The organism is Alteromonas sp. W364 (assembly GCF_031846205.1).
GTDB classification, from domain to species: Bacteria; Pseudomonadota; Gammaproteobacteria; order Enterobacterales; family Alteromonadaceae; genus Glaciecola; species Glaciecola blandensis.
In genome coordinates, this window is sequence record NZ_JAVRID010000002.1 from 233,359 (window position 1) to 253,204 (window position 19,846).

Consider the following 19,846-nt stretch of genomic DNA (forward strand, 5'->3'; position numbering starts at 1 on the left):
GCTAGGTGAGTGGATAGATGAAAAGTGAGGTTTTGTAAAAATATATTTACGGAAATTCGCTGTGAGCCAATTAAATGCTGATTTATGAATGAATTCTCATTAGTTTGTTGAGGCAGGAAGGTCTGAGATCACTTGGTTTCGTCCGGCGTCTTTAGCTCTATATAAGTTCTCATCAGCGTAGCCCAACATACTTTCTACTTTCTTCTTAAATTTGCTCGTTACACCAATACTCACAGTGCAGTTTACAGAGACACCCTTACGAGTGAATTTCTTCTCACTGACCGCTAATCGAAAATCCTCAAATAGGGGCAGAGCCTGCGCTTCGTCCATATCTACGATAAACACGCAAAACTCTTCACCACCGAAGCGAGAAATGCAAAATTTGCCAAAGTGTTTTTCAAGTAACTTTGAAAACTCTTTTAACACCACATCACCATGGTCATGGCCATAGGTGTCATTAATTGTTTTAAATAGATCCAAGTCCATCAATGCAAGTGTGTGATTGGTATGGCTTCGTCGCAGTTGTTCATGCACCTGATTGAAAAAGTGGCGGCGATTCGGCAACCCTGTAAGGTAGTCAGCATTTGCTGTTTTACGGATCAATGCGATTTGTTCGAGGTACTCTACATTCTGCATAACGCGAACAAAAAACTCTTCATGACAATAAGGTTTCGCCAGATAATCATCGGCACCACTTTTTAAAAAGTTAGCCAGCACAGTAGGAGATTGTTGTTCAGAAGACCCTATAATACTGAGCGTATCTTTGTGAAAATGCTTTCTCACATCGGCGACCACATCAATGCCTACAATGTCGCCTAATTGATTGTCGATGATCATCAATCGAATATTGGAATAGGTGCTTAAGTAATCCAATATTTGTTCAGGCTTTGCTAACTCATGTGTATCGAAATTGTGTCGTTGTAGCAAGGAAATCATTGCTGCTCTGCGTCTCCTGGACGTATCGACTACTAACACACCTACGCCTTTATTCTTCTGCAAGCGCTGAAGTAAACGACTTAAATAATCATAAATTTGGGCATTTTGCTTAGGAATGTAATCGATAACTGCTTTACTGAGAATATGCTCTCGAACATCCTCTTGAGTGCTGCTGGTGATCACGATAACGGGTACAAAAGAGTCTAGCGCAAAGTCAATCGCTTCACCATTTGGCGCGTCAGGCAAACTATAGTCTACTACGGCGCAAAGGTATGCTTCAGGCGGTGTTGTACTAAATATCGCTTTGGCTTGTGTGAGTGTAGTCGCACTGACAACATCAAGATTTGATTTACCAATAACGCGCTTCAACACGCGAAGGCTTGAAGCATCGTGCTCTATTAACAGTACTTTATATTTCATTGGTGTATCTTGCTCACGTCAACCACCCTTAAGCCATACTAGAGCAAAGTAAGCATTTCGACAAATGGTAAACCCTGTAAGGCTTGCGCCTAAGAAATTAACACATTCCAAAATAAAATGTTGACCACTTATATAAGTGCTTATATATTATTCGGAGGAATTCATAAAAACAGCAAGATACTGTTCACCGTAAACAAGAAGATAAACCATGCAAAACGACTTTCTCAATGAATTAGCAGAGCTTGCTTTGGGCAGCAGATTAAAGCGCATTAGTGAAAAAGTGATGGCGAGTGCTGCTGAGGTCTATGCAACTTTTGACATGGCAATCCAGCCAAAATGGTTCACTTTATTGGCATTACTCGATGCGAAAGGACAAGTGACTATTGTGGAGGCATCACAAGCGCTTGGTCTCTCCCAGCCGGCACTTAGCCAATTTTGTAAACAACTGCTGGCTGAAGAACTGATTGAAGTGACAGTAGGAAGCAAAGACTCCAGACAGCGTCAGCTTCAATTAAGTAAGAAAGGTGTGCATTCGATAGAAAAGATGAAACCCATTTGGCTAGCCGTTGAAAAAGCGGCAAAGGATCTTTGTGAAGAATCCAATAACGATTTTTATCGTGCACTACTGACCTTTGAAAAATCTTTCGAAAAACAAAATTTACTACAACGCACAAAACACTATATGGATAAGGCCGCTATGAATAACAATATCGAGTTCTTAAGTTTTACAGATGAACTTGCTCCTTATTTTGAAGAAATCAACGCTCAGTGGATCAATGCGATGTTCGTCCTAGAAACGATTGATAAAGAAGTATTACAACAGCCGCGCATGCATATTATCGATAAAGGCGGGAAAATTTGGTTCGCAAAACATCCTGAACTAGGCATTGTTGGTGCTTGTGCATTACTGAATAAAGGGAACGGTAATTTTGAGCTAACCAAAATGGGTGTACTGGATTCTGCACGTGGTTTAAAAGTGGGCGAAGTGCTCCTTCAATATGTGATAGAACAAGCGCTTGCTATGCCGGTGTCTACTCTGTTTCTGCTAACGAATGCAAAATGTGAGGCTGCTATTCACTTGTACGAAAAAAATGGCTTTGTGCACGACAAAGATATTATGGAAAAGTATGGTGCAAGTTATGAACGTTGCAACGTGGCCATGCGCTATGTGAAAAAAACGCCGCAAGCAAATTGAGAAAGAAACCAAACAAACTCTGCTGCGGCAATAGGGAATAAATTCATAATAGACTACTTGTAGGCACGTTTTGATTGTTATAATCTGTATTTTCGTTCATATCGTCCAAGTTGAAGTCTATGGATCGTTTGTCAGATATTTTAAATCGCTTCTCGATGGATGCAGGTGTGTTCTTTACCGGCAACCTTTGTGGCATGTCTTCTTTTGAATTAGATAAAGAAGAGCCAGTACATGGACATTTGCATCTCTTGCGTGCGGGTAAACTTAAAATTGTTCGTCCAGGCTTGGCACCGATTATTTTAGATGAACCGAGTGTGATGTACTTTCCTCGTGGCAATACTCATCGCTTCGAGACGGATCCAGAATTAGGGGCTGATTTGGTTTGCGCCACTATTCACTATCAAACGGTCGCCAGTAACCCTATCGTGAGTGCTTTACCTGAGTTAGTCCACTATCCTTTGTCTGAACATCCCAGTTTGGGCCGCTCTGCTGCGTGGTTATTTGAAGAAGCCTTTGCAAGCAAGTGTGGTCGACAACCTATGATCAACCGTTTGTGTGACATTTTCATTATTCAAATTTTACGCGAAGTGCTGGCGCAAGATAGCGTATCACAAGGCTTATTATCGGGCTTGTCTCACCCCCAATTAAGTCGGGTATTAACCAAAATCCATGAAGCGCCAGAAGCCAATTGGACATTAGATAATATGGCATCAGATGCGGGCATGTCGCGTTCAAAATTTGCTGCTATATTTAAAGAATTACTGGGGCAAACACCCGGTGACTATGTCGCAGATTGGCGCATGAGCATTGCACAAACGCTGTTGAAGAAAGAGCAATCGGTTGGTATCGTGGCTCACACTTTAGGTTATGAAAATGGCTCTGCATTTGCTCGTGTTTTCCGCAAACGCGTTGGGATGTCTCCAAAGGAATGGCTAAAATCCTTGGTCCAATAGGCCACTATGTAGCATCAGCCGATTCACATCAAAGCAAGGAAACGACAATGACTGACAAGCCATTTAACGGCAAACAACGACTTGAGTTTATTAACCGTTTGCTCGAACACCATCAGTCGATAACACCGGCAGCGTATCAGCAAATTATCGATGCTTTGGAAACTCAAAAAGAGAACTTTGGCTATAATAACAAAGGAAAGCTAAAGGTTGCCTGTTTTGACACCCATTCCTACGATAAAGCCGCTTTTGAAGACTTAGGTGATACACCTGTCGACCTCATTTATATAAATACCTCATTGAATCTAGTGTCAGCAGCACAAGCGAAGGGCTGCCTGGCCATTTGTGTTTTTGTGAATGATGATTGTAGTGAAGCTGTCATTGAGCGACTCGCTGGCTTCGGCGTTAAAATAATTGCTTTGCGCTGTGCAGGATATAATAACGTTGATTTAGCCGCCTGTGAAAAACATCAGATCGACGTGGTGCGCGTGCCTGAATATAGTCCCTACGCTGTCGCCGAGCACAGCGTGGCATTGATGTTAATGCTAAACCGCAAGCTTCATCGGGCTTACATGCGTAATCGAAACGGACAGTTTGTACTCGATGGTTTAGTCGGTTTTGACATGCATGGTAGAACAGTCGGTATTGTCGGGGCTGGCAAAATTGGCAAAGTACTCATTGATATTCTGAGCGGATTTGGTTGCCAAATATTAGTTTATGATTTGAACATGGATGCTGAGTTGCAAGCGAAGAAAAATGTGAGTTATGTGGATTTGGAAACGCTATTGTCAAACAGCGATATCATAAGTTTGCATGCCCCGTTAAATAAAGATACCTACCATATGATTGATATGGCTGCGATTGAGCTTATGAAATCAGGCGTCATGTTGATCAACACCGGTAGAGGCGCATTGATCGATACCAAAGCGCTAATCAAAGGGCTTAAATCTGAGAAAATTGGGGCCGCGGGTATTGATGTGTATGAAGAAGAAGCCGACATTTTCTTCAAAGATAGCAGTGGGGAAGTGCTCACAGATGACGTCTTTGCGCGTTTAACCACGTTTAGTAATGTCGTGATTACGTCACATCAGGGCTTTCTTACTCGCGAGGCACTGCACAATATTGCGCAAACGACTCTCGACAATTTAAATGAATTTCGGGCTGGCAAAAAAGGAGCGCAGTTAAGCAATTATGTAAGCTAGATCAATGTATAGGTGAACATAGTTGTCTATATTATGGTGAGGCTTTCAGTATTTTCCGTTTTCAACAACACCTCTTGGAGCGCGCATGCAATCGGTGGTTTCCCAGTTTAATAATAAAATAACGTGGCATGACTTACTACAATCCGGCAACCGGATTTTCTTGGGGTCGAATGCCGGTATTCCAAACGCATTAGTTGATAGCCTTATCCAAGATGGCAAAGGCATTAAGGATATTGAAGTCACCCATATTGGCACTTTATCGGATGAGCGCTGGGCGCTGCCAGAACATCAAGGCCAGTTTAAAGTAAATACTTTCTTTATTCATGGAAAGGTTATTCGGCAAGCTGTGGACGAAGGTCGCGCCGACTATACGCCAGTTTTTTTATCAGAAATTTCGAGTTTGTTTTCGGATGATATTCTCCCTTTAGATGCAGCCTTAATTATGGTTAGTCCTCCTGATGAGCTGGGTTATTGTTCACTCGGCGTCTCGGTTGATGTGGTGATGTCAGCTGCTCGTTCTGCCAAAAAAATAATCGCCCAGATCAATCCAAAAATGCCACGAACAGCGGGCCATTCTTTTCTGCATATTTCTGAGTTTGCTGCTTGTTTAACCCATGAGCAAGCTTTGCCTGAAGTGCATCAAGCTCCGAAAACTGATATCTATGAACGTATTGGTCAGTATGTAGCGATGTTGGTTAGCGATGGGGCAACCTTACAACTCGGTATCGGTAAAATTCCCGATGCTACTTTGCGATATTTGAGTAAACACAAGGATCTTGGGATCCATAGCGAAATGATCAGTGATGGGGTGATCGATTTAATCAAATCAGGGGTGATTAATAATCGTAAAAAAACCTTTCACCCGGGTAAGTCCGTGGTTAGCTTTTGCATGGGAACAGAGCGCTTATATGAGTTTGTGCATAACAACCCTCATATTGAATTCTACCCGTCAAGTTATGTCAACAAACCCACGAACATTGCCAAGAACGATAACCTGGTGTCAATCAACAGTGCGCTCGAGGTAGACTTAACAGGGCAAGTGGTTGCAGATTCGATTGGCCATGACTTCTATAGTGGCATTGGTGGGCAAGTCGATTTCGTGACTGGCGCAACAATCAGCAGAGGTGGAAAGCCTATTATCGCGCTACCTTCAACGGCGAAGAACGGCAGCGTATCGCGTATTGTTGCCAACATTACTGATGGCGCAGGTGTCGTTACTTCACGCGGTAATGTTCACTACGTGATTACCGAGTTTGGTGTGGCTAGCTTAAAAGGCAAAAGTATTCGTGAACGTGCGTTAGAGCTGATACGTGTCGCTCACCCTAAGTTTCGAGAAGAATTGCTCGCATCAGTACGTCAGCACTATTGGGTTCCTGATTATCAAACTAAATTCCCAACCGATGTGCCAGAATTGGGCGAGCTTCAACTGAAAGAGATTTCAATTCAAGGTGACACTTTTTACCTGCGACCTTTAAACCCAGCAGATGAACGCCAGCTACAAGAGTTCTTTTATTCACACACCAAAGAAACGCTTCGCCTGCGCTATAATTACATCCCTCAGGGCATGAGTAGACAAAATTCTTGTGATCTTGTGAGCGTTGATCAGACCAAAGATCTGGCATTAACCATTGTGAATCAGCAAGGATCTAAAATAGCCATTGAGGCAGTGGGTCGATATTACCTCAATCCAGACAATACCTGTGAAGTTGCTTTCGTAACACGCGAAAATCAACAAGGGAAGGGCATGGCATCACGCTTAATGAAGCAAATGATCGATATCGCTAAACAGCGACATATTTCTAAAATGGTCGCGTTTGTTCGCAGTGAGAATAAACCTATGATTTCTGTGTTCGAGCAGTTTGAATTTAAACGAGTGTTTAACCCAGATCCGGCAGAAGTCGAGCTAGTTCTGTTTTTGGAGGAGAAGTAAATGTCACTTACTTTTATCAGTAGTCCGAAATGTTTGTTACACGACATGGATCCAGAGCACCCTGAGCAGCCAGCTCGCTTGCATAGTATTAACGACCAATTAATCGCCTCTGGCGTTGAATTAGCACTTCAATTCATAGATGCGCAACCAGCGTCGCTCGCGCAAATATGCCGCGCTCATGATCGAAAATTTGTGGATGATGTGATTCGAAAAGCGCCAGAAGAGGGTCATCGTTGGCTAGATGATGACACCTTAATGATGCCACACTCATTGGATGCTGCATTATATGCTGCTGGCGCAGGAATTAATGCTGTAGATTTGGTGATGGGCGACGAAGCCGATGCTGTGTTTTGTGCAGTTAGGCCACCGGGCCATCATGCTGAATATGCAAAGTCGGGTGGCTTTTGTGTTTTTAACAATGTGGCTGTCGCTGCTCGACATGCAATGGCTGAACATGGTTTGCAACGGGTCGCAATTATTGATTTTGATGTGCATCACGGGAATGGCACGGAAGATATCTTTAAAGACGATGAGCGAGTCATGTTTTGTTCGTCATTCCAGCACCCGTTCTATCCGTTTAGCGGTGACAAACCGACTAAAGCTCATATCGTCAATACACCTATTCCGGCAGGGACTAAGGGAGATGAATATCGTGAGTTAGTGCAACATTGGTTCGACAAGCTAGATAAATTTAAACCGGAATTAGTCCTTATTTCTGCTGGGTTTGACGCGCATGCAGAAGATGGACTGGGTCATTTACGGTTGGTCGAAGCAGATTACGAGTGGATTACTTTGCAAATAAAAGACATTGCTGATAAACACTGCAAGGGTCGCATTGTGTCGATGTTAGAAGGTGGATACGCCTTAAGTGCATTATCGCGCAGTGTGGTTATGCATTTAAAAGCATTATTGAATTAAGCGATTTTGGCATCATCTATATCCCTGTTACTATCGTATCCATCACATCGTCAGTGACAGATTGTCGAAGCGCTTAGAACTCAAAGCTTCAGCACATATAGAATAAAAAGGAAATGCTTAGCAATGAAATACTCACCATTAGGAAACTCGGGTTTGTCGGTTTCTCGCGTATGCTTGGGTAGCATGACGTGGGGCGTGCAAAATACTCAAGCCGATGCCGATCAACAAATTGGCTATGCACTAGACAAAGGCGTTAACTTCATTGATACCGCTGAAATGTATCCGGTACCACCTTCAGAAGCAACACATGGTGACACAGAGCGAGTCATTGGCAATTGGTTGTCGCGTAATGAAAGCCAGCGAGAAAAACTGGTCATTGCGTCCAAGATTGCAGGTCCCGGTTTTCCCTATGTAAGAGATAACAGCATGATCAGTGGTGACTCAATCCAAGTCGCTCTTGATGATTCTCTCGCTCGACTACAAAGCGATTATATCGATGTGTACCAACTTCATTGGCCAAATAGAACCTCCCCTCACTTTGGTAAACACTGGCTTAATCAAGTGAAAGCAAGCACGCAAGACGTAGCGGCAGAGAAAGATAGAATGCGCGATATCGTGCTCGGTTTAGGCAAAGCCTTGTCGAGCGGCAAAATAAAACACTGGGGCTTATCTGATGATACGCCTTGGGGGATTCACACATACTTGCAATTATGTGATGAGCTGAATGTTGCTCGCCCAGTGTCGATCCAAAACGAATTTAATTTGTTGCATGTGAAAGATTGGCCCTACCTGATCGAATCTTGTGTATTTGAAGATATTGCCTACCTTCCTTGGTCACCGTTATCTGGCGGAATGTTGTCAGGTAAATATCTTGGAGGTGCACGTCCCGCAGGCAGTCGTTGGACAATGGAGCAACGACAAGGCTTATTTAGAAATACCGAGAACGCCGAGAAGGCTGTTGCCGCTTACTGCGATGTTGCGAAAAGGCACGGTATTACACCAAGCCAATTAGCGCTCGCTTGGTGCGATCAAGTTGACGGCGTGAGTTCAACTATTATTGGTGCAACAACCATGGCACAGCTTGAAGAGAATATTGCTGCGTTTGAGCTCGAGTTACCTGAGCAGTGCTTACATGAAATTGATGAGATCTTAAGGGATTATCCAATTCCGTTTTAGTCAATTAGGCAGACAATCGCGAGAATAAAAAGCCTGCTTTGTGCAGGCTTCTTTGTGCTGATTATACGTATCGCGCAGGCTGATTCTAACTATTGAGTGCTAGTCTATCCACGATGCTGGCTACGTCTTGTCTAAACTTAGCTTTTCGCAATGTACTGTTAATGCGTCCGAGACCATAGTGTTGGACTAAGGCTTCAGAGTGGAAGAATGATTCACAGCCAGTTTCAGCATAGCTAATTTCATCAATATTCACATTATCCATGGCACGTTCGAATACGATCATGTCGGTAATACGACAAATAATATAACTGAAAGCAACTACGCCTTGCTGTTCGAGACTGAGTTCAGAATCTTTTAATTTATCAACCAATGGCAGGGTATTGGCACCTAGGCTTTCAACAATCTCTTCAGGAAGTTGGGCATTTTTAGCGAATGCTTTCCCCATAATAGAAGCGTTGGTACCGAGTATGTTTTGAATATTCAGTACACGTTCAAAGAAGCTAGTGTTATTTAAATAAAATGTTGCAATTTCTGGCTTTGCTGTTAGCAAAGAAATATCGCCTAAGTAATCCAGCAAGCAACGAGTCGATAATTCTGCCGAGTTATCCATCTTCAAATCTTTGGCGATTAGTAATCCAATTGAGCTGGCCAAAAAGCTTGCTTTCCAAATGCGATGATAGGCTCTTTTTTGTTCTTGGCTAATAAATTCTGCACTGTGCTCAAGTGCAAACTGCATAGCGATATTCTTTGCCTGCAATACTCCTAAGTAAACGATAGCATGATTAATGGTGGTAATAGATTTACGTAAGGCGAACAGTGATGAGTTCGCAACCTTAATCACTTTCACAACTAACTCGGGGTCATTTTTAATAATGTCCATGAGTTCTTTGGGGTCATTTATATCGCGTGTTAATGACATTAACAAAGGATGTGGTTTTTTGAGGCTAGATGCGTTGTCTATAATTTTGCGTTGTTTATCATTTATCACGTCATCGAGCAGTTCAAAGCTTTTAAACTCATCGGACGGCTCAGGCACATCTTTTGGGTTACGCAGTTTGAGGCTCGGCTCTGAGTCTTCTTGAATACCACCAAACGTCGCAGTGTTGATCGTGCGTTTCTTTTTTGGGTCTTTTGTCGCAATAGTCGACTTCTTGCTGATGCGATATAAATACAGCACTAGCAAGAGGCCAGCAATTGCGATTGAATTAATGACAATGTCTAAGGGAATATCGTTTATCGACACGTAGTTACTCTGAAAATGATTGCGCTGAGCAAATAGTACACTAGCTAATAGTATATTTAATGCATAATATTTGATCTAAAGGTATGAATTACCGAACCCAATTTATTGTCTCTATTGTTGCAATACCATTTTAAAACGTCACTTTTTTACGTTGTTTACCATCGAGATAAACGACGAAAATTTCACTTTATTGTCATAGTTCTGTCATTAAGTCGCTTTATCGTTTCTGTTCAAGAATTAGATAAGAAAGTGTATGCAAGAGAAAGTTGTCGTTACCGCTGTTTTACCTCCCGCAGGATTAGTGAAACTACCTAAAGCAATTAGGTGGACCCTATTGTTAGGCTTTGTTTACTGCATGCTTTTGGCTGTTGGTTTGATTGGGAATGGCTTTAAGCTAGCGACTGAAGCGCACGCAAGAGAGCTATTTGAGTATGCGGCGAATCCTGTAATGGGTTTAATCATAGGTATGGTTTGTACCGCCTTGATTCAATCATCCAGTACCGTTTCGTCAATCATTGTGGCCATGGTTGCAGGTGGTTTACCGATTAGTATTGCTATCCCTATGATGATGGGGGCGAATATCGGTACCAGTATCACTAATACGATCGTCAGCCTGGGTCATATAGGCAATAAAATAGAATTTCAACGCGCTTTCAATGCTGCAACAATCCATGATTTCTTCAATATCTTCGCTGTATTCATTTTCCTTCCCTTAGAGATAATGTTTGGCTTGTTCGAGCACATCAGTTCGGCCATGGTGAATATAGTGGCGTTAGGTGCGACGAGTGAAATGAGCTCGTTTAATCCAATAAAAGCAGTAACAAGCCCTATTGTGGACCTTGTGAAAGATGGTTTGAGTGGCATGCAGCCGACCTATAGTGGGATCATCAAAGTGCTGCTTGGTCTTGGTTTGATTATCTTTTCGATCACATGGATGGGAAAAATAATGAAGTCATTGATGATTGGAAGAGCACAAGAAGTATTGAAAAAGGCTTTGGGCAGAGGTCCTATCACCGGGATCACGTCGGGCACAGTGATGACCTTACTGGTTCAATCATCCTCGACGACAACCTCATTGATGGTGCCTCTTGTGGGTAACGGTATTGTAAGTGCTCGGTCTATCTATCCATTTACGCTAGGTGCAAACATTGGAACGTGTATTACTGCGCTTATTGCGGCACTTGCAATTGTCGGCCCTAATGCGGCTTTGGCCTTGCAGATTGCCTTTGTGCATCTTAGTTACAATGTCTTGGCTGTCATTGTGATTTATGGCTTATGGTTTATTAGAGAGTGGCCACCAAGTTTATCTTATCGTCTGTCGTTAAAAGTAGCCGACCAAAAATTGTACGGCGTAGCCTACATTGCTGGCGTGTTCTTCCTCCTACCATTGGGTGCTGTGCTGCTGGTCTCCTAAATTAGTCCCAAATTGGACACACCTATTTAAATCGATAAATGGACACACCTGTTTTGAAGCGGCAAGAATGATTAGAGCGATACAGTCATATCGCCGCGCACCTGAGGGCTAATTGTCAGAAATAGGTGTGTCCAATTTAGAGAAAAGGTGTGTCCAATTAAACAAAAAGGAGAGCCGAGGCTCTCCTTTTTTAGTTTGGTGCTTAAGCGGTTTAGAAAGCGTATTTCAGTGAGAACTGGAAGCGTGTCATGTCGCCATCTGCGCCTGATTCTACTTCACGAGTTGCTTGCTTAATTTCACCACCAACCGTGATTTTGCTAGTAGGTGAGTAAAGAAGGTTAGCTGTGATACTGTTCGTGCTTTCTGTTGCACCTAAGCCAGTTAGGGCAGAGTCGTTATCAACAGTCAGTTGTGAATACACAAAGCTCGAACGCATTTTACTGTTCCACACGTGGCGATAAGAGACGGCAAATGCCGTTGAATCGATGGTCTCTAAGTTACCATCAGCATCTAATACCGCGCCGTTAACGGCATTCAATGCAACATAGCGACCTAGGCCAGAGCCTGTTGTGAATGACAAACGTAAATCATCTGCATCACCCATCTTAATTTTCGAGTTAATGCTCACACCAGTTGCTGACACCGAGTCGTCAAGCGTATCGCCGATTTCAACACTTAGCTGACGAACAATACCTGCTACTGAAATGTGGCCCCAATCAGCGTTATGAGTATATCGCACTACCGCGTCAGGTATGGCGCCATCATCTGACACGATTCTACCACCGCCACCAAATGGTGTAATAGTCGATTCAGAGTTTTCTAATGCAAACTCCCATGAGCCGCTTTGGTACTTAACTAATGCTTGGCGGTTAAACGCAACACCGTCAGTTGCACCAACGAAATCTAATGTTTCTGGTAAGGTTTTCACATCTTGGAAGGTGGTCCAAGTTTGACCCACTGTCCAGCCTTTATATTTCACGAAAGCATGACGCATGCGTGGAACATAGGAATTACTCACTCTTTCGTTTCCGCCTGGTGTTACGAGAAAATCGAATTCTAATACCCCAGTGATACTATCGCCATCATCTGTTGCCGTGTTAGTTGTAAAGCGAAAGCGACTTTGTTTTACGTGAGCATCAAATTGTGTGCTTTCTTCAGTGCCACCAACCGGAGTTAAGCTTGGGATATAAAAGTCACGACCCAAGTTCTGAGCAGCAAGTGTGCCGTCAGAGTATGAGCTAAACATAGCATCTGCTTTTATATAGCCGGTAAATTTAACTTCGGTTCCTGCAAGCAGATCCGCGTGAGCATTGAGTGACAATGTCGATGCGCTAAGCGCAATAGATACCGCCAATGCAGATTTCAAGATTGAGTTTTTCATGTTCGCATCCATCTTAGTAACGTTAATTGTGTGTAAAGTTATGGTTAAGCTATGTTAATTTTACGTAAATTTGCTTGAAGTCAAATTAGCGCATGGTCTATCAGACTAAGGTCGTATATTATTTGCTGAGTCGAAAATTCGGGGGAAAGGAAGGCCAAATCGAAATGATACCAAAGTCTCATTTTTGTTTGCGCAGATAGGTCTATTGTAGATACACAGAAAGTATTTTTTCAGAATGTCAGTTACGGAGACAAGATTATGTCGGCCAAAAAATTATATCCAGTTCCAGAAGCCTTAAAACAAAATACCAATTTAACGCCTGAGCAATATAACGAGATGTACGAGCAGTCAGTGAATGACCCAGATGCGTTTTGGTCAGAGCAAATGACACAACTTGATTGGTACAAGACGCCGACGATTATCAAGAACACCACGTTTGACTCTAAAAACTTGTCAATCAAGTGGTTTGAAGATGGTGAGCTGAATGCTAGCTATAACTGTATCGACCGTCATTTAGCAACCAGAGCAAAGAAAACGGCTTTGTTGTGGGAAGGTGACTCACCTGAAGATAGCCAAGCTGTTTCTTATCAAGAGCTTCATTATGAAGTATGTAAGCTTGCAAACGGTTTGAAAAAATTAGGCGTTAAAAAGGGCGATCGTGTTGCGCTGTATATGCCAATGGTACCTCATGCCGCTTATGCAATGTTAGCGTGTGCCCGCATCGGTGCTGTCCACTCTGTTATTTTTGGCGGCTTTTCACCGAATGCGATCGCTGATCGTATTAATGATAGTCAAGCAAAGGTCGTGATCACTTGTGATGAAGGTCGCCGCGCTGGCCGTTCGGTTCCGCTGAAAGCGAATGTAGACCAAGCTCTATCAAATGGCGCTTGCCCATCTATTGAAGCCGTGATTGTGCATAAATTGACGGGGGGTGATGTACCAATGAACCCTGTCGACAAATGGTGGCATGAATTAACCGAAGATTGCTCTGGTCAATGTGAACCAGAAGTCATGAATGCAGAAGACCCACTATTTATTCTCTATACCTCTGGTTCTACTGGGCAACCTAAAGGTGTTGTACATACTACTGGCGGGTATTTGTTATGGACGACCATGACTTTCAAATATGCCTTCGACTATCGTGACGAAGATGTATTTTGGTGTTCTGCCGATGTTGGTTGGATTACTGGCCACAGTTACATTGCATATGGCCCGTTATCGAATGGCGCGACGCAAGTATTCTTCGAAGGTGTGCCGACTTACCCTGACGTTCGTCGTATTGCTCAAATAGTAGAAAAGTACAAAGTGACTTCTTTATATACCGCTCCAACGGCCATTCGTGCCTTGATGGCGCATGGTGACAAACCTGTAGAAGGCTGTGATTTATCTTCACTTCGCATCCTAGGTTCGGTAGGGGAGCCTATCAATCCAGAAGCATGGGATTGGTACTATCGCACTATCGGCCAGAGTCGCTGCCCAATTATTGATACTTGGTGGCAAACAGAAACGGGTGGCATGATGATTACCCCAATGCCGACCGTTCATGCGTTGAAACCAGGCTCAGCTACACGTCCTATGTTTGGTGTTCAGCCAGCGTTGTTTGATGCCGAAGGCAATGAACTAGAGGGTGCAGCTGAAGGTAACTTGGTGATCAAAGACAGCTGGCCGGCGCAAGCAAGAACGGTTTATGGCGATCATAAGCGTTTTATCGAAACCTATTTTAGCGCCTATGAAGGGGTGTACTTTACAGGTGACGGGTGTCGACGTGACGAAGATGATTACTTCTGGATCACAGGACGTGTGGATGATGTCCTTAATGTATCGGGCCACCGTTTAGGTACCGCTGAAATAGAAAGCGCCTTGGTTGCACATGCTCATGTAGCGGAAGCCGCAGTGGTAGGTTATCCTCACGATATCAAAGGCCAAGGCATCTATGTTTATGTCACACCGAATGAGGGTGTTGAGGCAAATGATGAGTTAACCGCAGAAATTCGTAAGTGGGTAAGAACAGAGCTAAGCCCAATCGCAACGCCTGATATGATCCAATGGACGAAGGGTTTACCGAAAACACGTTCGGGTAAAATCATGCGTCGAATTTTACGAAAAATAGCAGCGAATGAGCACGAGCATCTAGGTGATACTTCAACATTGGCAGATCCGTCAGTTGTTGATACACTCATCGAGGAGCGATTGAACAAATAAAAGGAATTGGTATGGTAAACCTGCTAATTGCAGACGACCATCCTCTATACCGCGACGCCCTGAAAGGGGCGTTAGGTATGGCGTTTAGTGATCTGAATATACTTGAGTCTGGTGATTTAAATGCCACCGTAAAGACACTAGAAGAAAATGATGTAGACCTACTACTTCTCGACCTTCATATGCCAGGCAGCAGTGACTTGTTTGGTCTTTTACATATTCAAAAAACCTTTTCTGATTTACCCATTGCGGTTGTGTCAGGTACCGAAGATACCTCGTTAATTTCCAAAGTTGTTGGTGTTGGTGCTATGGGCTTTATTCCAAAAACCGCCAGCGCACAAGAAATCAGTGATGCCGTTAATGCCATGTTAGAGGGCGATGTTTGGGTTCCAGAGGCGCTTCGTCAGCAAATTGAACAGGTAGATGAAAACTTCTCGGTACTCGCTGAAAACGTTGCTAGCCTTACGCCTTCACAATACAAAGTCTTGTGTTACATGCGTGACGGTCTATTAAATAAACAAATTGGTTACAACCTTGAGATTGCAGAGGCGACAGTGAAAGCGCACGTGACAGCAATCTTTCGTAAGCTGGGCATTAATAATCGTACTCAAGCGGTATTGATTGCCAGCGAGCTTCAATTGGAGCCGCCCTCTAATTAATGCGGCTTAAATTTCATCGATTCATACGAAAAGCCCATAAGTGGCTTGGGCTTGTACTTGGCATTCAAATTTTGTTTTGGATTGCTGGTGGTGTTGTAATGAGCGCAACTCCATTGGAAAAAGTGCACGGAAAACACCTTGCTACCAAAATTTTACCATCCCATTTTAGCAATAGTGACTATACTTTTAGCGTTGAATCTTTGATTGCTCGAGTGCAAACTGAAAGCAGTAGCGCTGGCTCAATTAAACACTTGGCTTATACACAATTTGCTGGACAGCCAGCTTATTTAATCGAGACGAGTGTCAAACGACATATGTTTCATGCCAAGACAGGTGAACGTTTTGAACCCCTTACAGAAAACCAAGTAGTTGAGCTTGCCTACCAACACTACCTCGGTGATGCAGAGTTGGAAAAAGTAATACTATTAGAAAAGTCGCCAGCCGAAGCGAGCAGGGCGACAGGAAGTGTGTGGCAAGTGCGTTTTTATGATACTTGGTCCACGACCTTATATTTCTCACCAACAAGTGCTGAGTTAGTTTCTATTCGCAGTGATATCTGGCGTTTGTTTGATTTTGTTTGGATGCTTCATATTATGGATTATGATGAACGGGAGGACTTCAATAACCCCTTACTGATCTCATTTTCAATCAGCGCATTGTTGTTCACTATGACTGGCTTTTTGCTTTTATTTCGCAGCTTCGTGCGCAGAAAAAGACCCGCTGTGTAGCAGGTCTTAATTACACATTACTGCGTTTTAGCTGAACGTATAAACTTAGTCATACTTTGAATCAAGGTTCTTAGCTTCGCGGGTTTTAGTGGCTTGTTGAGGTAATTAACCCCTTGTTCTTTACACATTTTTATCAAGTCTTCCCCTCGTTTTGCAGTGACTAAGCAAGCGGGCAAGACAATATTCAACTCCATTCTGATTGACTCGATAATGGCCAAGCCATCCGGACCTTTACCTAATTGGTAGTCGACTAGTAAGATCTGTGGTTCAAACGCAATTGCTTTTTCTAAGGCTTGCTCAGCATTTAACGCGGTTTCAGTATTGACTCCCCATTTCGCCAATAGCGTTTCCATGGCATCAAGGTTTTCTTGTTGGTCGTCAACGCACAAAATTCTCAAGTCGGTAAATACAGATGTGGTTGCGGAAACAATTTTACCTACAGGCTCTGGTGGTGCCATGGCATCAAACATCACTGAGAAGCAACTTCCTTTGTTTTCAACAGAGTCAACTTTTACGGTGCAGTTGAGTTGCTGAGTGAGACGTTTTACCACACCCAAACCCAATCCAATGCCCTGTTCGTTAGAGTTTTCTACCCGATAAAAATCACTAAAAATGGCCGCTTGTTGCAGTGTAGGTATGCCGATACCTGTGTCTCGCACTTCAATAAGCATACGATTACCGCGTTTGCGAGCACTCAGCAACACCTTACCTGTTTGGGTATATTTCACAGCATTGGAAACTAAGTTTTGAATAATCCGATAAACATATGTGCGGTCTGCACTTATCCAGCCATCTTGTAGTTTGTAACGGAAGTCCAAGCCCTTTTCTTTGGCTTTCATGCCCATTTCGTTAATGATTGGCGTTAAGGTTTCGACAACATTAATGGTCTCAATAAAGGGTTTGAGCTCACCTTGATCCAAACGTGAAATGTCTAGGATTGTGCCTATTAAGGCCTCGCTAGAGACGACTGAGTCATTTAATTTACTGATGATTTTCGTAGTATCGCTATCTAGCTTCGTTTCTTGCAGCGCTGATAAATAAAGTTTCGCAGCGTTAAGGGGTTGAAGAACATCATGACTAGCTAGTGCTAAGAATCGAGATTTGCTTGCGTTCGCCTCTTCTGCTTCTTTTCTAGCTCGGATAAGCTCTTTTTCAGCTTCACCCCTTCGTTCTATTTCTAGGCGCAGTTCAGCATTAATAGAGTGCACTTCTTCGGTTCTTTTGCGCACACGCTGCTCAAGATTAATATTTGTTTCTTCTAAAGCTTGTTGAATTTCTACGTGATTAGTGATGTCTTGAAAGCTGGTAACAAAGCCGCCTGCTGGCATTGGATTGCCAATTACTTCAATCACTCTGCCATCATCTCGTTGACGAGTTAATTTATGTGGTTCACCGGACTTCAAGCGATCCATACGTTTTTGTACTCTGACTTCTAATTCCCCCGGAGGGCAATTGCTATGAGCAATATTGAAGCGAATCAGATCTTCAATGGGCATCCCGACTTGCACGAGACTATCGGGGAAATGAAATAGGTCTATATATCGTTTGTTCCACGCGACCAAATTAAAGTTTTTATCTACTACGCTGATGCCCTGATCTAGGTTTTCTATAGAGGTCATCAGTGCGCTGACATTGAAATCGACGGCTTGCGCAGACTCTTCGAAGAAATTCACAACTTCAGTAATGTCGAGCTTTTTGCCTCGAACTAAACTATCAATTAAGGCCTTTGCACTGGAAGAACCTACGACACCGCCCAAGGCTCTCTCACAAAAAGAGAGAAACTCATTGTCTACCGCATCTTGCATATTCAACTCAGTGCCATTGCGCGCCGCAAAATCATCAAATAACTGTTGGCTTCTCTCAGGGCCAGTAAACTTTGTAATGAGGGTATTTAAGTCATCTACTGTCACTGTGTGTGGTTGTACAGTGAGAATCGGTGAATTGGCATCTGCAGGTGACACAAAAGCCTCTGCTTGTATACGGTCGATAAGACGAGATTTGGTGATCAGTGAAAACGTAATATAAGCAATCACGTTGGCCAGCAGGCTAACCATCGCACCTTGACTAAGCGTTTCTGATTGGTCGACGCCAGGCGAGCCACCTCCAAGCACCGGTAGCATAAGCCACATGGTCCAAACAACAATGCCCGCGAGTAATCCTGCATACACGCCGTGCGCATGCCCTTGCTTCCAATAAAGACCGCCAACAATAGAGGGAAGCAAATGAATAACGAGAGAAAAGGCAAGTAAACCAATTGAAGCCAAGCTTGATTGATTTGTCATTTGTTGCTGATATAAAAACGCGAGCACCAAAATAAGAAATATAATCGCTCGGCGTAAAAGCTTTATTCTGCGAATTTTATTGGCTGGTACATAGGCTGTGAATTCGAGTAGTTTAGGCAGTACCACATCGTTTGTTATCATCGTGCTCAGAGTAAGTGTCGCAACAATGATCATAGCGGTAGCAGCAGATAGCCCACCGATGAAAACAATTATTTCTAAGACTAAAGAATCCGACATCATAGCTAAACCGAGGACATAGTTGTCTGCCTTGATTTCAGAGTCAGAAAAAATAGCGTCACCCGCTGCAGCAATAATCGGGATAGTAATCGCAATGATCAATAAATAGAGTGGGAAGACCCAGCGTGCTTGCTTGAGATGCTCTAGATTTAAGTTATCAACGACGGCCACATGAAACTGACGTGGTAAGCAAATGACAGCGGCTGCTGCCATCACAGTTTGCGCCCAAAAAGTAAAGGAATAGAACGTGTCTATTGCTGCATCACTTGCAAAACTCTGCAAGTGAGTTGCTGTGGGCGATGAGGAATAATATTGATAACCGACAATGGCAACCAATACCAAAGCTAACAATTTGATGCACGATTCAAATGATATAGCCAACATCAAGCCCCGTCGATACTCTGTTACATCTGTATTTTTTGTTCCAAAGTACATCGCGAAAACAGCGATAAATAAGGTCGCTATCATGATCACGATTTGAGAGTGCTGCTCTTCTGAAATAAGTATAAAGATGGAACCAATCGCTTTGAGTTGCAGGGCGATATAAGGGATTGTTGCTAATAGTGCAATAATAGTCACTAGCAAGGCGACAATTTGTCGCTTGCCATAGCGAGCACTAATGAAATCGGCAATCGTGCTTATATGTTGCTTTTTACTCACTAGCACGAGCTTACGAATGAAGCGATGAAATATCAGATAGACAATGACAGGACCTAAGAGGATCGGTAAATACAACCAATTGTCTCGACTCGCTTGGCCAACAGCGCCAAAAAAGGTCCAGGCGGTACAATAAATACCTAAAGCCAAAGAGTAGACTAAAGGATTAGACGTCAGCCAACGTGAGGTTGGTGTGTTTCTATCCCCCCATTTTGCTATCCAAAAAAGTAAGCAAAGATACGATAGAGCCAGTGCTAGCCATCCAAATGACATAAAAATTCCTAACAAGCTTTTAACATTTATTACTGTATCACAATCC

14 protein-coding genes are annotated in these 19,846 nt (G+C 43.2%); 10 read left to right on the plus strand and 4 right to left on the minus strand.

Annotated features, from left to right (window positions below; all coding sequences use genetic code 11):
• Positions 1–99 precede the first annotated feature (99 nt).
• Entirely contained in the window at positions 100–1,356 is a 1,257-nt protein-coding gene (locus RM556_RS03875) for a diguanylate cyclase (protein ID WP_311373890.1), read from the minus strand.
• 208 nt (positions 1,357–1,564) lie between these two features.
• Here RM556_RS03875 and RM556_RS03880 point away from each other — a divergent pair, with 208 nt between their 5' ends.
• From RM556_RS03880 to RM556_RS03905, 6 genes are all read left to right on the plus strand, one after another.
• Positions 1,565–2,551: a GNAT family N-acetyltransferase gene (locus tag RM556_RS03880; protein ID WP_311373891.1), complete on the plus strand. Its 987-nt coding sequence runs from the start codon at positions 1,565–1,567 to the stop codon at positions 2,549–2,551.
• Positions 2,552–2,670: 119 nt separating this feature from the next.
• Positions 2,671–3,504, plus strand: a complete 834-nt coding sequence (locus RM556_RS03885) for an AraC family transcriptional regulator (protein ID WP_311361935.1) — start codon at positions 2,671–2,673, stop codon at positions 3,502–3,504.
• A 47-nt stretch (positions 3,505–3,551) separates the two neighbouring features.
• Positions 3,552–4,703 carry a 2-hydroxyacid dehydrogenase gene (locus RM556_RS03890; RefSeq protein ID WP_311373892.1) on the plus strand — a complete coding sequence of 384 codons (1,152 nt, stop codon included), beginning with the start codon at positions 3,552–3,554 and terminating at the stop codon, positions 4,701–4,703.
• An 85-nt stretch (positions 4,704–4,788) separates the two neighbouring features.
• Positions 4,789–6,633, plus strand: a complete 1,845-nt coding sequence (locus RM556_RS03895; RefSeq protein WP_311373893.1) for a GNAT family N-acetyltransferase — start codon at positions 4,789–4,791, stop codon at positions 6,631–6,633.
• Entirely contained in the window at positions 6,634–7,551 is a 918-nt protein-coding gene (locus tag RM556_RS03900; protein ID WP_311373894.1) for a histone deacetylase family protein, read from the plus strand.
• A 123-nt stretch (positions 7,552–7,674) separates the two neighbouring features.
• Positions 7,675–8,727 (plus strand): aldo/keto reductase, encoded by a 1,053-nt coding sequence (locus RM556_RS03905; protein ID WP_311373895.1) that lies wholly within the window; start codon positions 7,675–7,677, stop codon positions 8,725–8,727.
• An 85-nt stretch (positions 8,728–8,812) separates the two neighbouring features.
• Here RM556_RS03905 and RM556_RS03910 read toward each other — a convergent pair whose 3' ends face one another.
• The gene (locus tag RM556_RS03910) at positions 8,813–9,970 is read right to left on the minus strand and encodes an HDOD domain-containing protein (RefSeq protein WP_311361940.1); all 1,158 of its coding nucleotides are present in this window, start codon (positions 9,968–9,970) and stop codon (positions 8,813–8,815) included.
• A gap of 253 nt (positions 9,971–10,223) precedes the next feature.
• Between RM556_RS03910 and RM556_RS03915 the strand changes: the two genes are divergently transcribed.
• On the plus strand, positions 10,224–11,384 hold the full coding sequence (locus tag RM556_RS03915; protein WP_311373896.1) for a Na/Pi symporter: 1,161 nt from the start codon (positions 10,224–10,226) through the stop codon (positions 11,382–11,384).
• A gap of 211 nt (positions 11,385–11,595) precedes the next feature.
• On the opposite strand, the gene RM556_RS03920 is transcribed toward RM556_RS03915, so the two are convergent.
• The gene (locus RM556_RS03920; RefSeq protein ID WP_311361942.1) at positions 11,596–12,765 is read right to left on the minus strand and encodes a DcaP family trimeric outer membrane transporter; all 1,170 of its coding nucleotides are present in this window, start codon (positions 12,763–12,765) and stop codon (positions 11,596–11,598) included.
• A 258-nt stretch (positions 12,766–13,023) separates the two neighbouring features.
• Between RM556_RS03920 and acs the strand changes: the two genes are divergently transcribed.
• From acs to RM556_RS03935, 3 genes are all read left to right on the plus strand, one after another.
• Positions 13,024–14,967, plus strand: coding sequence for an acetate--CoA ligase (gene acs, locus RM556_RS03925; protein WP_311373897.1), 1,944 nt, complete (start codon positions 13,024–13,026; stop codon positions 14,965–14,967).
• An 11-nt stretch (positions 14,968–14,978) separates the two neighbouring features.
• The gene (locus RM556_RS03930) at positions 14,979–15,623 is read left to right on the plus strand and encodes a response regulator transcription factor (RefSeq protein ID WP_311361944.1); all 645 of its coding nucleotides are present in this window, start codon (positions 14,979–14,981) and stop codon (positions 15,621–15,623) included.
• Between the two features lie 98 nt (positions 15,624–15,721).
• Positions 15,722–16,351 carry a hypothetical protein gene (locus RM556_RS03935; RefSeq protein ID WP_311373898.1) on the plus strand — a complete coding sequence of 210 codons (630 nt, stop codon included), beginning with the start codon at positions 15,722–15,724 and terminating at the stop codon, positions 16,349–16,351.
• A 17-nt stretch (positions 16,352–16,368) separates the two neighbouring features.
• On the opposite strand, the gene RM556_RS03940 is transcribed toward RM556_RS03935, so the two are convergent.
• The gene (locus RM556_RS03940) at positions 16,369–19,800 is read right to left on the minus strand and encodes a PAS-domain containing protein (RefSeq protein WP_311361946.1); all 3,432 of its coding nucleotides are present in this window, start codon (positions 19,798–19,800) and stop codon (positions 16,369–16,371) included.
• Positions 19,801–19,846: the final 46 nt, after the last annotated feature.

Coding starts and splice junctions, on each gene's coding strand:
- RM556_RS03930 (WP_311361944.1), top strand. CDS start 14,979: ATGGTAAACCTGCTAATTGCAGACGACCATCCTCTATACCGCGACGCC.
- RM556_RS03915 (WP_311373896.1), top strand. CDS start 10,224: ATGCAAGAGAAAGTTGTCGTTACCGCTGTTTTACCTCCCGCAGGATTA.
- RM556_RS03940 (WP_311361946.1), bottom strand. CDS start 19,800: ATGTCATTTGGATGGCTAGCACTGGCTCTATCGTATCTTTGCTTACTT.
- RM556_RS03890 (WP_311373892.1), top strand. CDS start 3,552: ATGACTGACAAGCCATTTAACGGCAAACAACGACTTGAGTTTATTAAC.
- RM556_RS03895 (WP_311373893.1), top strand. CDS start 4,789: ATGCAATCGGTGGTTTCCCAGTTTAATAATAAAATAACGTGGCATGAC.
- RM556_RS03875 (WP_311373890.1), bottom strand. CDS start 1,356: ATGAAATATAAAGTACTGTTAATAGAGCACGATGCTTCAAGCCTTCGC.
- RM556_RS03935 (WP_311373898.1), top strand. CDS start 15,722: ATGAGCGCAACTCCATTGGAAAAAGTGCACGGAAAACACCTTGCTACC.
- RM556_RS03905 (WP_311373895.1), top strand. CDS start 7,675: ATGAAATACTCACCATTAGGAAACTCGGGTTTGTCGGTTTCTCGCGTA.
- RM556_RS03920 (WP_311361942.1), bottom strand. CDS start 12,765: ATGAAAAACTCAATCTTGAAATCTGCATTGGCGGTATCTATTGCGCTT.
- RM556_RS03900 (WP_311373894.1), top strand. CDS start 6,634: ATGTCACTTACTTTTATCAGTAGTCCGAAATGTTTGTTACACGACATG.
- acs (WP_311373897.1), top strand. CDS start 13,024: ATGTCGGCCAAAAAATTATATCCAGTTCCAGAAGCCTTAAAACAAAAT.
- RM556_RS03885 (WP_311361935.1), top strand. CDS start 2,671: ATGGATCGTTTGTCAGATATTTTAAATCGCTTCTCGATGGATGCAGGT.
- RM556_RS03880 (WP_311373891.1), top strand. CDS start 1,565: ATGCAAAACGACTTTCTCAATGAATTAGCAGAGCTTGCTTTGGGCAGC.